The sequence below is a fragment of the Acinetobacter sp. YH12254 genome (assembly GCF_013417415.1).
In the GTDB taxonomy this organism is placed as follows: domain Bacteria; phylum Pseudomonadota; class Gammaproteobacteria; order Pseudomonadales; family Moraxellaceae; genus Acinetobacter; species Acinetobacter pseudolwoffii.
Genome location: NZ_VPEB01000003.1, coordinates 39,404 through 52,815 on the forward strand (window position 1 = coordinate 39,404; position 13,412 = coordinate 52,815).

General features: G+C 43.3%; 12 protein-coding genes. 6 read left to right on the forward strand and 6 right to left on the reverse strand.

Going from position 1 to position 13,412, the window contains the following annotated elements; all coding sequences use genetic code 11:
* Positions 1–138 precede the first annotated feature (138 nt).
* Together FTV29_RS03410 and rpiA are read right to left on the reverse strand one after the other, a co-directional pair.
* Positions 139–816 (reverse strand): M48 family metallopeptidase, encoded by a 678-nt coding sequence (locus FTV29_RS03410; RefSeq protein ID WP_180075074.1) that lies wholly within the window; start codon positions 814–816, stop codon positions 139–141.
* Between the two features lie 267 nt (positions 817–1,083).
* Entirely contained in the window at positions 1,084–1,755 is a 672-nt protein-coding gene (gene rpiA / locus FTV29_RS03415) for a ribose-5-phosphate isomerase RpiA (protein ID WP_180075075.1), read from the reverse strand.
* 104 nt (positions 1,756–1,859) lie between these two features.
* On the opposite strand from rpiA, the gene ilvA reads away from it, so the two are divergent.
* The 3 genes from ilvA (at position 1,860) to FTV29_RS03430 (ending at position 5,554) form a co-directional block, all read left to right on the forward strand.
* Positions 1,860–3,398, forward strand: a complete 1,539-nt coding sequence (ilvA, locus tag FTV29_RS03420) for a threonine ammonia-lyase, biosynthetic (protein WP_005171103.1) — start codon at positions 1,860–1,862, stop codon at positions 3,396–3,398.
* Between the two features lie 162 nt (positions 3,399–3,560).
* The gene (locus FTV29_RS03425; protein WP_159515796.1) at positions 3,561–4,217 is read left to right on the forward strand and encodes a TrkA family potassium uptake protein; all 657 of its coding nucleotides are present in this window, start codon (positions 3,561–3,563) and stop codon (positions 4,215–4,217) included.
* Positions 4,214–5,554: a TrkH family potassium uptake protein gene (locus tag FTV29_RS03430; protein WP_180075076.1), complete on the forward strand. Its 1,341-nt coding sequence runs from the start codon at positions 4,214–4,216 to the stop codon at positions 5,552–5,554. Before FTV29_RS03425 ends, FTV29_RS03430 begins: the two co-directional genes overlap by 4 nt.
* A 70-nt stretch (positions 5,555–5,624) precedes the next feature.
* On the opposite strand, the gene FTV29_RS03435 is transcribed toward FTV29_RS03430, so the two are convergent.
* The 3 genes from FTV29_RS03435 to FTV29_RS03445 all read right to left on the reverse strand — a co-directional run bounded on the left by FTV29_RS03435 (position 5,625) and on the right by FTV29_RS03445 (position 10,346).
* Entirely contained in the window at positions 5,625–6,767 is a 1,143-nt protein-coding gene (locus FTV29_RS03435; protein ID WP_100355013.1) for a phospholipase A, read from the reverse strand.
* A 21-nt stretch (positions 6,768–6,788) separates the two neighbouring features.
* A complete protein-coding gene (locus tag FTV29_RS03440; RefSeq protein ID WP_180075077.1) occupies positions 6,789–9,728 on the reverse strand; it encodes an insulinase family protein in 2,940 nt (979 codons plus the stop codon).
* A gap of 165 nt (positions 9,729–9,893) precedes the next feature.
* Positions 9,894–10,346: a GNAT family N-acetyltransferase gene (locus FTV29_RS03445; RefSeq protein ID WP_005096782.1), complete on the reverse strand. Its 453-nt coding sequence runs from the start codon at positions 10,344–10,346 to the stop codon at positions 9,894–9,896.
* A 277-nt stretch (positions 10,347–10,623) separates the two neighbouring features.
* Here FTV29_RS03445 and FTV29_RS03450 point away from each other — a divergent pair, with 277 nt between their 5' ends.
* From FTV29_RS03450 to FTV29_RS03460, 3 genes are read left to right on the forward strand one after another with little or no spacing between them, the layout of a single operon-like run.
* Positions 10,624–11,628, forward strand: a complete 1,005-nt coding sequence (locus FTV29_RS03450) for an adenosine kinase (protein WP_180075078.1) — start codon at positions 10,624–10,626, stop codon at positions 11,626–11,628.
* A 14-nt stretch (positions 11,629–11,642) separates the two neighbouring features.
* The gene (locus FTV29_RS03455) at positions 11,643–11,951 is read left to right on the forward strand and encodes a Rieske (2Fe-2S) protein (protein WP_180075112.1); all 309 of its coding nucleotides are present in this window, start codon (positions 11,643–11,645) and stop codon (positions 11,949–11,951) included.
* Positions 11,952–11,971: 20 nt separating this feature from the next.
* Entirely contained in the window at positions 11,972–12,586 is a 615-nt protein-coding gene (locus FTV29_RS03460) for an OB-fold-containig protein (RefSeq protein WP_005096777.1), read from the forward strand.
* A gap of 65 nt (positions 12,587–12,651) precedes the next feature.
* Here the strand turns inward: FTV29_RS03460 and FTV29_RS03465 are convergent, their stop codons facing one another.
* The gene (locus FTV29_RS03465) at positions 12,652–13,332 is read right to left on the reverse strand and encodes a YidB family protein (protein ID WP_005171114.1); all 681 of its coding nucleotides are present in this window, start codon (positions 13,330–13,332) and stop codon (positions 12,652–12,654) included.
* Positions 13,333–13,412 lie beyond the last annotated feature (80 nt).

A 13,412-nucleotide genomic window follows, 5' to 3' on the forward strand; every position in this document is an offset into this window, starting at 1 on the left:
ACTGTTTCAGCGGGGATTACTGGTTTTTTATAAGTACTGAACACAATTTCAAAATTAAAGAGAGATGGAAAAGTAACATCTATATTGCTTAGGCTATTTTAAGCCTTTATTTCCCTCTCATTCTCTATTCAGTTCAATTTAAGCTTCCCACCAATATGGCAACGGCGTATTTTTTAGCATTTTCCGATGCTGTTGAAAATTTGCATCATATTTCTGAACTTCCGCCCAAAACCTTGGACTATGATCAAAATATTGGGTATGTGCCAGTTCATGTACCGCGACATAACGGGTAATTTCTTCGGGAAATAACACCAAAGCACTATTCAGCATAATGTCATGCTGAGCAGAACAACTTCCCCACCGGGTTTTGGGTTGGCGAATATTGCACTTCTTAAAAGGCAGATTGCATTGCTGTGAGACAAGATTTAAATATAGGGGAAGCTGGTCTTTGGCATAGCTGATGACAAAGGCTTTTAAATATTCTTCAGGATGTCGATCACTGACACAGAGCTGTAACTTGTCAGAATCAAAAACAAAGTTATGTTTCTGGCTTTGATAATGAATCTGAACTGGTACGTTTAAATTAAACAACTGCAGCTCAGTTGGTAGCGTTCGGTCTATTTTTTGGACTTTTTCCTGCTGCGATTGCCAGGTTTTCATCAGCCATTGTTCTGATTGTTTTAAAAATTCTTGTACTTGGCGCTGTGTACAAAACTGCGGCACAGTTAATTTAATTTGCGTCGGCTCTACACGCAGTCTTAAGCGTGTTGCGCGTAATTTTCGAGTAATTTGGATTTCAGGGAGGTTTGGGGTCATTTATCTATAATTTTATAATTTAAATCTCCCCTCCTTATAGAAGTTCACATCTCACATTTTTAAGAGAAGTTTTAAAGGAATTCTAAATTTCAATAATGGTAGTGGAATTAATATTGAAAAGTCCCTTCTCCCTCAGGGAGAAGGTTAGGATGAGGGCATTCTTCATATACATCCTCTCCCAAACCCTCTCCTTTCAAAGGAGAGGGAACTTCCATTAGAAATTAAAATATAAATCGAAACTCAATTTACATAAAAAGTTCATATAGATTAAACCGCAATACGTTCTTCAATACCATCATTGGTTGCCACAATTGCGATGTCCGCTTTATTAATCGCAAAAATTCCGTTGCAGACCACGCCAGGAATATTGTTAAGCGTTTTTTCAAGCTCGAGTGCATTTAAGATATTCAGATTATGCACATCTAAAATCACATTACCATTGTCAGTCACGACACCTTCACGATATGCAGGATCACCGCCCAAAGAGACAATTTTACGTGCAACCGCAGAACGTGCCATAGGAATTACTTCAACTGGCAGTGGGAAATCGCGTCCTAATTGTCCGACCCATTTTGAATCATCCACGATACACACAAATTTTTTCGCAATCGATGCCACAATTTTTTCACGTGTCAGTGCTGCACCACCACCTTTGATCATATGCAAATGACGATCAATTTCATCTGCGCCGTCGACATAAGCATCTAGTCCGCCGACAGAGTTCATATCGACCACTTCAATGCCTAACTTCTTAAGACGTTGCGCCGTTGCTTCAGAACTTGCCACAGCCGCTTCTAACTGAAGTTCTGGCAATAAATCGATTAAAAAGTTAACCGTACTTCCGGTACCTACGCCTAAAATGCCGCCTTTTGGTAAGTGTTTCAGAGCAGCACGGGCCGCTGCTTGTTTTTTCTCATCTTGGGTTGCATATAGACTCATGGCTTCACTCAACTATTTTGGACTTTTGCAGTATTTTCGAACCGCAAAGCCGTATGGTTTGTTACAATAAGCGCCTATTTTAAACTGTTAGATGGAAAATTAACATGCTGTCTCGTTTGGTTCGACAAATATTACAAGCAACGGTCTACGATGTTGCAATCGAAACTCCACTCGAAGCAGCACCACGAATTAGCGAACGACTCAATAATAACATCCGCTTTAAACGTGAAGATTTACAACCGGTTTTTTCATTCAAATTACGTGGTGCTTATAACCGCATTAGTCAATTGCCGAAATCTCAACTGGAACGTGGTGTCATCACAGCTTCAGCAGGCAACCATGCGCAAGGCGTGGCATTATCGGGTAAAAAATTGGGTATTCGCGCCATTATCGTAATGCCAAAAACAACACCAGATATTAAAGTCCAAGCGGTAAAACGCCTTGGGGGTGAAGTTGTTTTACATGGTGACTCATTCGACGTTGCCAACAAATATGCAATTCAACGTGCTCAAGAAGATGGCATGACTTTTATTCCGCCTTATGATGATGAGCTGGTGATGGCGGGTCAAGGTACCATTGCCAATGAAATTCTGCGTCAATGGCGTGATGTCGATTATGTATTTGTAGCGGTAGGTGGCGGTGGCCTGATCGCAGGTGTGGCAGCCTACCTGGGTGATGTTGCCCCGCATGTCAAAGTCATTCCGGTGGAATATGACGAATCGGCATGCTTAAAGGCAGCTTTAGAGGCCAACGAACGTGTCATTTTACCTTCTGTGGGTTTATTCGCTGACGGTACAGCCGTTGCACAAATTGGTGAAAAACCATTTGAAGTGATTCGTCTGCAAAAGTCAGATAATTCTGGCCCGATCGTAGAACCACATGTGGTACTGGTCAATACCGACGAAATTTGTGCAGCCATTAAAGATACTTATGACGAATGCCGCAGCATTGTCGAACCCTCAGGTGCTATGGCATTGGCCGGCATTAAAAAATATGTCGAAGAACATAAAATCGAAGGTAAAAATATGGTGTCGATTGTGTGCGGCGCCAATATGAATTTCGACCGTTTACGTTATATCGCCGAACGTACCGAACTCGGTGAACGTAAAGAAGCGATTTTTGCCGTGACGATTCCAGAACAGAAAGGTTCATTCCTCAACTTCTGTCGCGCTTTGCAAGGTCGCAATATTACCGAATTTAATTACCGTGCCAGTGATGTCTCTGCTGCTCAAGTATTTGTTGGGATCAGCTTAAAAAATGGTGAAAAAGAACGTCAGGAAATTTATGAAACGCTAAAATTCCAGTATGACGTCGATGACCTGTCTGATGATGAAGTGGCAAAACTGCATATTCGTTACCTGATCGGTGGTCATGCCGATATTGAAAATGAACGCCTGTTCCGGGTGGAATTTCCAGAACGTCCTGGTGCTTTATTAATGTTCCTGGAACGTCTTGGCCCAACGCATAACATTACCCTGTTCCATTACCGTAACCACGGCGCTGCGGAAGGGCGTGTTCTGGTGGGTCTGGAGGCGACCGATGCGCAGCAGAATCCGGATGGCTTGATTGAAACCCTTGAAACCATTACCTATCCATATCAGGAAATTACCAATAATCTGGGCTATCAGCGCTTCCTGAAGTAATTGTTAAAATATAGACCGCCTTTCGAGGCGGTTTTTTATGTGCAACTCAAAATCATGATCATACTATTTATCTCGGCATAGCTTGCTGAATAGCAGCGCAATTTTTACGAAATTCTCTTACACTAAAATTGAGATGTAATAAAAATAGTTAGGACAATATTCATGGCATTATTTGCAGTGATTGGGCTGGGTAGTTTTGGTGCGACTGTGGCCACGCAACTGATCAGTCTGAATCATGAAGTGATCGGAATCGATCTGAATAAAAAATATGTAGAAAATATTTCTGATCAACTGACCCATGCTGTAATTGCCGATGCAACCGATGAGCATGTGCTGGATGAACTGAATGTACAGCGTTGTGATGCCGTAGTCGTGGCGATCGGAGAAGATATTGAAGCCAGTATTTTGTGTGTATTGCACCTGAAAAATATGGGCGTCAAAAAAATCTGGGTAAAAGCCAAATCCAAATCTCATCACATGATTCTGACCCATCTCAATGTCGAGAAAATCATTCATCCTGAAGAAGATATGGGCGTGCGTGTGGCTCAGTCTTTAAGCTACCCGATGGTCAGTCGTTATATGGCACTGGAAGATGATCATTATATTGTCAAAATTCAGATTCATGCCGATCATCATGCTACGCCGCTCAACCAGCTGATGAAGCACGCCCCTGAAATCACCACCTTATTACATAAGCGCGGATCAGTGGTGCAATACCAGGTCGCATCCGACCTGATTCTGCAGGAAGGCGATATTCTTGTGGTTGAAGGATTACTGGAGCCTTTACGCCATCTCGCCAGATATTTTAAAGCGCTATGAAAAGTTCTGACTTAAAGCAACATAGAACCATTAATCTCAGCCCGCCGAGTTTATTGGCCTTGGGTTTTCTCGGATTAATCCTGATCGGTTCACTGCTACTGATGTTACCTATTGCCCATCAGGGTGATATCAGCTGGTTGCAAGCCATTTTCACGGCTACTTCTGCGGTGACCATTACCGGACTGTCCGTAGTGAATGTCGGTGAAGCCTATACGGTATTTGGCCAGATTGTCATTATGTTTCTGCTGCAATGCGGTGGATTGGGTTTTATGACCTTTGCCATTCTGGCAGTGATGAGTCTGGCACCCAAGATGGGGCTCAAACAGCAAGTCATGGCACAGGAATCGATTGGCCAGACCAGCCTGAAAAAAGTCAGTTTTACCATTAAAGCGGTATTTTTATATTCCCTGTTTTTTGAAGCTATCGGTACGCTGATTCTGACCTTGTCCTGGCTCAGAGAATATCCGTTCAGTGAAGCGCTCTTTTATGCTGCCTTTTATAGTGTGTCAGCGTTCAATAATGGTGGATTTTCACTTTTTCCCAATAGCTTGATGAGCTTTTCAGGGCAGTATCTGATCACCTTTACCATCAGTATGCTGTATATCATTGGTGGTATCGGCTTTCTGGTGCTGATGGATGTCAAGCAACATAGACGCTGGCGCAAGTTAAGTACCAATAGCAAGCTCATTCTTTCGACGATTCTGGGGCTCAATCTGAGTGCGTTTATTGTGCTATGGCTGCTCGAAGCCTCTAATCCGCAAACTTTGGGCCTGATGAGTCTAGGCGATCAAGCCGTGAATGCCTGGTTCCATGCCACTGTTCCCCGCTCTTCAGGCTTTAATAGCTTACCGATGGAGCAAATGAGTGATGCATCGACCCTGGTCACCATGTTTCTCATGTTTATTGGTGGCGGTTCTTTAAGTACGGCGGGTGGCATTAAAGTCGGTACCTTTATTATTGTCGTGATCAGCGTCATCAGTTTTTTAAGACGTGAAGATGAAATCCGTCTGTTTAATCATTCTATTCCCGAAAAAACTACGTTTAAGGCACTGGCTGTGGTCTGTATTACGGCAGCCTTAATTGTGATGGGCTTTATGAGTTTATTAATTCTGGAACCTGAACATGACTTTCTCGATCTGTTGTTTGAAGCCGTGTCAGCAGCCTGCACGGTCGGCTTGACCCGAGGAATAACCGAAGAGCTGCAACCTGCCAGTTTGATTATTTTGATGCTGTTAATGTTTGCAGGACGTTTAGGGCCACTGACTTTAGCTTATTTCATTGCTACCCCGAAAAAGAGCCGAATCAAACATCCGCCTTCAGAAATCCAGATTGGTTAAACCACCCAATAAAAAACCATGCCACAGCATGGTTTTTTATGTTAATTCTAAAATGATGAAGTCTGGAAACTTAGAACCAGTTCATTAAGGAAACACCCAAGCCCACATAAGTGGCACGATGGTTATAATCAATCAGACTTTCGCCATAGCCATCAAAAAGCTGGAATTGACCACGTAAACGGCCACTGATCGGGAATGACCAGTCGAACTGGACTGCACCACGATTGTCATCTCCGCCTTTTAAGGTATGACGCAGCATTAAAGAAAAATCATGCTCGTTATGACGATAAAAAGCCGTCATGTCGCCGCGTCCAATATAGTTCTTGATCTCGGGATTGTTATCGTCGTCACGATTCTCTTCAAAGCGATACCAAGGGCGAACCATCAGGGCAAAATTGTCTTTTTCAAAGCCCAGATTCAGCATGACGCGGTTCCAGCTACGCGACAACGGGTCAGAACGGCCATTGGACTGATGATTAATGGTTAGTCCCAACATACGCCAGTTAAGACCAAAAAGGTCATAATTGGTACGCAAAACAAAACTTGCTTCGGGCTCATAATTGGTTTCACGAAACGGACGTGACTCTTCCGAGTTATAGACCTGCCAACGTGAAGACTGAGTATAACCGAGCCAGAGATCCCCATTATTCCCCAGAATATTTTCAACCGCCTTGGTCTTTAAAGACAGTTGAAACTTAGCTTCAGTCGAGGTGAGATTCTGTTTCTCTGTCTCTATATTGTTGGGATTTTCACTCTCGGGTAATTCATTTTTCTTTGAAGTCCAAAAACCGGGCATCAGATAAATTGGCTGATAAGAACGGATGTTCCAGGTACCCAGTTTACTTTCCGGAGACAATTCCCAGCGACTATCCAGCAAAGACAGATTTGGTGTCAGCTTTGATCCTTCAGAAGCATAAATATTAGAAACGGTTTGTCCCATTCTGGCTTTTAAATTATCAGGTTCAGGCGCAATTTCTACTGCTGCACGACGTTCAGAAACGATCACCGGCTTATCGATAATCGCTATTTTAAACAAGCTATCATAACAGGCCAGACGTTCTGCACTGATTTCCAGTGCTGCACAGGCTTCAGCCGTTGCCGGCATGGGACTATTCACCACTATTTTTTCTTCCGCATTCACTTGCGTCCCAACTGTACAGCCCAGCACAACGCTCAGCTGCAGAGTTGAGCGCCTAAACGAATTAAGCGCCATCCCTTATCCTCATTTTTTTATTTATAGAACTTGTTGAATTACAAAACCAAGCTGCTCCAGCGTTTCACGTTTTGCCACTGGCGCCACGACTGCCTTAGTAGCCTGCTGCTCAAGCAGATAAGTTTGTGCAACACGCTTTAAATCATCCAGTGTGACATTTAACAGACGTTCACGTAATTTCTTACGGAATGCTGGTGTACGCTGATGCAGATAGGCATAACATGCAGTGATTGCCTCGCCCGCTGGTGAACCCGGTTTATCCATACTGGCAATCAGACCCAGAATCGCTTCTTCCAGTTGATGCGGCTGTTGCGGCGCATTGAGTAACCACTGAATACTGGCATCAAAGTCCTGAAAGGTTTCTGCCAGACGCGGGTCACGGTAGCTGTAGAAACGGAATGAACAGGCATTGCCGTCATAGCTGGCACCACCGCCATAAGCACCACCTTTTTCACGGATTGCACTGTGCAGGAAGCCATTACGTAAATAACCCGCCAGCACCATCAAGGCAGCAGCATCAGGATGCGCCACTTCGACCGCCGGATAAGCAGCCGCGCAGAACTGGACATTGGCCTGAATTAACCAGGCTTCATGCTGATCATGCGTCACTTTTTCGATTTGAGTCAGTGCAACCGGTGCAGGATCAACCGCCAGTTTGTCCCAGACATTCTGGATTTCTTCAATCAAGCTATCAGATTGCGGCTCTTCACACACCAGCAGGAACTGCTTCGGGGCTTGCAACAAGACACGATGAATTCGTTTTAACTCGTCAATCAGCAGATCATATTCAGCCGGATCTTTTTCAATTTTAGAGACCAGCTCGATCAGCCAGTTTAATGCACCCAAACCAGTATTGTGATAATCACGCAATGCCAAGGCACTGTGCTGACGAGATGCAGATTGCATCGCATAGCTATGCCCCGAACCGGAAACACGTGACTGCCAACGTGTTTTACGCTGTTGTAACAGCTCAACAATACGGTCTTTCTCATCAAAACGTAGCTGTTCAAAACCGATTTTCAACAGACGGATCGCATCCAGATGATTAACCAGCGACTTGGTCGTCAAAGTCAACCAGGCACTGATCTTGTTTTTGTCATCGACTTTAGAGCGCAACGATGCGCCCATACCCAGACCGCCACTTACCGCAGTTTGCAGTTGCTGGAATTCCAGATAATCATATTCACCCGCACCGACTTCGCCCATCAGGATCGAAAGCAGGTTGAAGTATGGCGACTGCACCACTTCATCTGGAATATTCACTAAAACCTGTTGATAATAAATACCATTGGTACCGGCATGATACAGATTCAACGGCGTATCGACCTGATTACAGATAATCTCGCGTAACTGGCCCTGAACAATCTGTAATTCCGCAGGTACATCTTCCAGACCGACTTTTGGCAATAAGTTCAAGTCATCCGGTGTATCCTGACGCACATTCAATGCTTCAGTCTGGGCAATAATGTCTGCTTTCTGCTCTTCGGTCAGATTCTTGCCAATTTCAACCAGACGGGCTTTTTCATCGGCCGCTTCTTTGGCAGATTTTGTCGCATCAGGAACCAGGGTCAGTTGTACACGATGCGGATTATCCAGCAAATATTCTTTAATCAGATTGGAGAGCCACATTGGATCTTGCAGTTCTTCTTTCACCGCAGCAATGGCAGAATCCACATCCCAGACTTCGACCGGATCGCGGTGATGAATCGCACTGCCCAGACCGCTCAGAATCAGGCTCAGACCATAAGGCGTGCCATCGCCATTGATTTCACGCTGATGCAATTCAATCTGATGCAGGATTGCATCGACCATGTTCTGATCGACCGGTTTCGAGGCAACATCTTCCAGCACCTTGAACACACCATTTTTAAATTCTTCTGCATGTTCAGGATTTGAACCCTGCACCGCACAGTAGAAAGTCATCTCGAAATTAGAGTCATCCACGCCCATAAATGGACCGGTCGACTGGGCATAACCACAGGTTTCCAGATAATGACGCAATGGTGATGCAGAATCTTCAAGCAGAATCCCTTCGACTAAACGCATACCCAAACGCAGTTTAATATCACTGGCTTCAGGCAATAACCATGACAACACATGATAGGTCTTGTCCTGAAGATCTTCAGCATCGACTGCATAGCTGTCTGTCACAGTCAATGGTGCAGTCAAACGGGTTTCAGGCGTTGGATATAAGGTCTGACCCTGCTCGAATTTGGACAATGCCAGTTTTTCAAACTGTTCTTGCAGTTCAAATGCAGATTGATTACCAAAAGTCATGAAGACTGCATTACTTGGATGATAATGTGACTTATAGAAATCGACTAACTCTTGGTAAGTTAAGTCAGGAATATCTTTAGGATCACCACCAGAATTATAATGATAAGTGGTATGCGGATATAAATGATGCGCCAGCGTGTGATAAAGCTGGTCTGAAGGAGAGCTCATCGCCCCTTTCATTTCATTAAAGACCACGCCTTTATAGACTGGCTCGCCATTTTCCAGCTCAATGCGAATGCCTTCTTGTGCAAAATCCAGTGGATTCAGGTTCGCAGCAAATGCCGCGTCCATATACACTTCAAGCAGGTTTTGAAAATCTTTGCTGTTTTGCGTTGCAAATGGATAAGCCGTCCAGTCTGCCGCAGTAAAGGCATTCATAAAGGTGTTCAATGAACGGCGGATCATCAGGAAGAATGGATCGCGCACCGGGAACTTTTCTGAACCGCATAATGCAGTATGTTCCAAAATATGTGCTTCGCCTTTAGAATCCATCGGCTGGGTACGAAACGCCACCAGAAAGACATTTTCATCGTGATTGGTCGCCAGATGATAATGTGTGGCACCAGTCACTTTATGTTTATATTCAGACACAAAAATGTCTAAAGCTTCAACATGTTGTTGACGTAACAACTGAAACGCAGGATGTACAGTTTGAGAAATGGTTTCAGTGACATCTACAGTCATGCGATCTCCTAATGCTTTAATTAAAATAACTAAGGACATTATAGCTTTAGTTATCTGAATTATTCACGTTGAAAACCGAGGATTTTGATCGAATTAAGTAAACTTGATCATTTGAAAATTAAATCATCAAATTTACTGGCTAAGTCTGGCTCAACAGCCGCAAGATCACGAAATCAAATATTTGAAGTAGTTATAACTTGGATTATTTTCCACAAATACATAATTCTGTTTTTGATAAAAACTTGCAGCCAGTCGGGTATCTGTTTGCAGACATAAGGCCGAATAATGCGGAGCTGCCAACTGTTCCAGATAAGCCAGAAGCTGTTTACCGACCCCATGCAGCCGATATTTTGGATGGACATAAAAACGGCGCACACGACCAATCCGCTCTTCAATGCCATTATCGCCCCATTGCTGGTTTAGGCCACCACAGGCAATCAGTTTTTTGCCATCATGCGCGACCAGTAAATGTTCATTGGCTTGAGCAAAGCAGTTTTTACCGGTGCGATATTCTTCAATTAACTTATCCAACACATCTAAGCCTTCTTTACGCGCAAGGGTCGCTAGCGTTTCGACTTGGTCAGGAAGTTGTTCAACTTTTACAATTTTAATATCCATATACGCACACTATTTGAAATGATTGTGAAGAATGATCTTCGCAGAACGACGTTAAAGTATCATGTCGAACGCGATATATCCTTATAAATAAAATTTGATGCTTAAATCAATGCTACAGCAACGTAGTGCATAAAAATAAGTCAAATCTTAGACCAAAGATAGTCACTGAATAAAATACAGCATTCTTGGAAAATATTTGAAAATGATTCAGCAAACTACAGCAATCCCAAGCAATCGTGTAAACTTGGCACTTTCATTTTTAATGTGATATTTAAACATGGCAAATGTTGATCTTTTTGCAATTGGTAATGCGCTGATTGACCAAGAATTTAAAGTGTCTGACGACTTTTTAACTGCACATCACTTGCAAAAAGGCACCATGCAGCTGACAGATGGTGATACTCAGGCCACGCTTTATCAAAATCTTCAAGCGACTCAAGTTTATAAAGGTCAGGCTTCAGGCGGTTCAGCAGCCAACACTACCGTGGCATTTTCTGCACTTGGCGGTTCTGCATTTTATGGTTGCCGTGTTGGTAATGATGAACTGGGGCAAATCTATCTGAAAGGTTTAAATGATGCGGGCATTCAGACCACAATCCAGTCGATCAGCGAAGGTGTAACGGGAACTTGTATGGTTCTGGTGAGTCCTGATTCTGAACGTACCATGCATACTTATCTAGGTATTACTGCTGAACTCACGGATCAACAAATTGATTTTAGTGCGCTAAATACTGCGAAATGGCTATATATCGAAGGTTATTTATCGACTTCTGAAACAGCACGCCATGCCGTCAAACAGGCACGTGCAATTGCCCACGCTAACGGAGTTAAAATTGCTTTAACTTTATCGGATCCTGCCATGGTGCAATATGCGCGTGCCGGTCTGGATGAAATGATTGCAGAAGGTGTCGACCTGTTGCTGTGTAACCAGCAAGAAGCCCTGATGTATACAGAGACCGATAATATTGACGCGGCTCTAGTTAAATTAAAAACACTCAGTCAACACGTTGTCATTACATTGTCAGCCGAGGGTGCACTTATTTCGGATCACGACAATACATTTAAAGTGCCTGGCCGCAAAGTTACTGCAGTAGATGCGAATGGTGCCGGTGATGCATTTGCCGGGGCTTTCCTGTATGCCTTGAATGCCAACCTAGGTCTTAAAACTGCGGCTGAACTGGCGATTTTAATTTCCAGTCAGGTGGTTTCGCAATTTGGCCCACGTTTAGCGATTGAAGACTATGCGGCATTATTACAAGACTTTCAGAAGGAATGTGCTTAATGTTTAAAATTTGTATGACCGAAGATGTTCCAGAGCGTGAAGCACGCTCTTTTGAACTGGAGAATGGGGATATTATTTTTATTACCCAGCGCGATGGAGCTTTTTATGCCTATCAAAACCTGTGTCCGCATTTGCAAGTCGAGCTGGAATTTCTGGAAAACCAGTTTTTGGATCGTGATCAGGAATTTATTGAATGTTCAACGCATGGTGCACTATTTTTGGTAGAAAGCGGTGAATGTATTTCCGGGCCTTGCCAAGGTCAGTCACTTGAAAAAGTAGAAATTACCGTGCATTCTGATGGTGGAATTTACCTCACAGAATAAGATCTAAAACGGACTTCACCATGCCTGCATTTTTTCTAGACTATAATCTGATGCCTTTTCATCTCAGTTTATTGGCGATTATTTTGTTTGGCGTGGTGAAAACCATTGGTTTCTATTTTGGACTCAGATCCAGCAAATTTTTGCAAAAAATTTCACCTTATAATTTTCAACAATTAGACCTGTTGAATGTCAAATTCTCCAAAACTCTAATTGTATTTTTCTTTCTGATGAATTTCAGCTTTGCTGGCTATGTTTTACAATTCCTGATCTATTCTCAGGAGTTTGAGTTTCTGCCGGCTTATTATCTGATTATTCCGGCTTTAATTATTGCCACTTTTTTTACGATTTTCATGATTCATTGCCTGGATCAGGTCATTCCACCCAAATATAAAAAGAATAATGTCAATTTGCTCGGCCGTCTGGCAACGATTTCAAGTGGCAATGCCCGCCCTGGATTTTCTGCTCAAGCGCGGGTTCGAGATGAATATGGGCAACTGCATTATGTACAGGTAGAGCCAGAGTTTGGTGAACTGGGTTTTCAATCGCAAATTATTTTAATTCGTACCCGAAAATCTCATTATATTGCCAAAAAAATCTGCGACTCTAACCAGCTGTTTAGCCTGAACCTAGATTAGCGATTTTAAAGTCTGCATAGCATTAAAAAATCCCGACTCAAATCGGGATTTTTTAATGATGGAATTTATTTTTTGAGAAGCCCTGAGACCATATTCAAGACATTTTGAATATCATTATTGGCTTCCTGCTTACTGGTCTGTTCACCCTGTGGCGTAAGTGAGTCAATAATCTGCGGCAAAACTTGTGAAATTGCACTATACACATCCTGTTTAGGCGCATGGGTTTGCTGTGCAACTTCTTCAATTTCCTGATCATCAAACAGATTTTGTACCTGCTGCGGATCGACATTGGCATTTTCACCCGGGCCAGTCGACACCCAGTCATCAACCTGACTATTCAACCCCTGTCCTTTAAGCTTATCCAATGCACCCTGTAAACCACCCTGTTTTTGAATCCAGGCCAGTACCAGAGGTAGCACAGCAATCAATAAGGTTTTGCCAGTCGAACCTCCTCCCAATCCTGAACGGGGTTGAGCAGTACTTTGACGATTTGCCCCACCTAACTGACTGAGAACTGAACCTAAAATTGCACCCAAACCATTTTGTCGGGTCTGCTGGCCGGCTTGATTCTGCTGATTCTGATTGTGTTGACTCTGATCTTGTTGAGTCTGAGATTTATTCAAATGACCCAATACCGATCCCAGGATATCTGCCAGACCACCCTGCTGTGAAGATCGCTTTTGAGACTGCCCGCCACCCAATGCCTGCTTGGCCAATATTTCCACGATATTACTCAGATTCGTCATGCTCTATATCCTGTATGCATCATAGTTACAGAATACGGTCTGTCCTCATATTGTCTAGGCAGGATTGTGTTAATATTTGC

Coding starts and splice junctions, on each gene's coding strand:
- FTV29_RS03465 (WP_005171114.1), bottom strand. CDS start 13,332: ATGACGAATCTGAGTAATATCGTGGAAATATTGGCCAAGCAGGCATTG.
- FTV29_RS03435 (WP_100355013.1), bottom strand. CDS start 6,767: ATGGCGCTTAATTCGTTTAGGCGCTCAACTCTGCAGCTGAGCGTTGTG.
- FTV29_RS03445 (WP_005096782.1), bottom strand. CDS start 10,346: ATGGATATTAAAATTGTAAAAGTTGAACAACTTCCTGACCAAGTCGAA.
- FTV29_RS03460 (WP_005096777.1), top strand. CDS start 11,972: ATGCCTGCATTTTTTCTAGACTATAATCTGATGCCTTTTCATCTCAGT.
- FTV29_RS03440 (WP_180075077.1), bottom strand. CDS start 9,728: ATGACTGTAGATGTCACTGAAACCATTTCTCAAACTGTACATCCTGCG.
- rpiA (WP_180075075.1), bottom strand. CDS start 1,755: ATGAGTCTATATGCAACCCAAGATGAGAAAAAACAAGCAGCGGCCCGT.
- ilvA (WP_005171103.1), top strand. CDS start 1,860: ATGCTGTCTCGTTTGGTTCGACAAATATTACAAGCAACGGTCTACGAT.
- FTV29_RS03450 (WP_180075078.1), top strand. CDS start 10,624: ATGGCAAATGTTGATCTTTTTGCAATTGGTAATGCGCTGATTGACCAA.
- FTV29_RS03455 (WP_180075112.1), top strand. CDS start 11,643: ATGACCGAAGATGTTCCAGAGCGTGAAGCACGCTCTTTTGAACTGGAG.
- FTV29_RS03410 (WP_180075074.1), bottom strand. CDS start 816: ATGACCCCAAACCTCCCTGAAATCCAAATTACTCGAAAATTACGCGCA.
- FTV29_RS03430 (WP_180075076.1), top strand. CDS start 4,214: ATGAAAAGTTCTGACTTAAAGCAACATAGAACCATTAATCTCAGCCCG.
- FTV29_RS03425 (WP_159515796.1), top strand. CDS start 3,561: ATGGCATTATTTGCAGTGATTGGGCTGGGTAGTTTTGGTGCGACTGTG.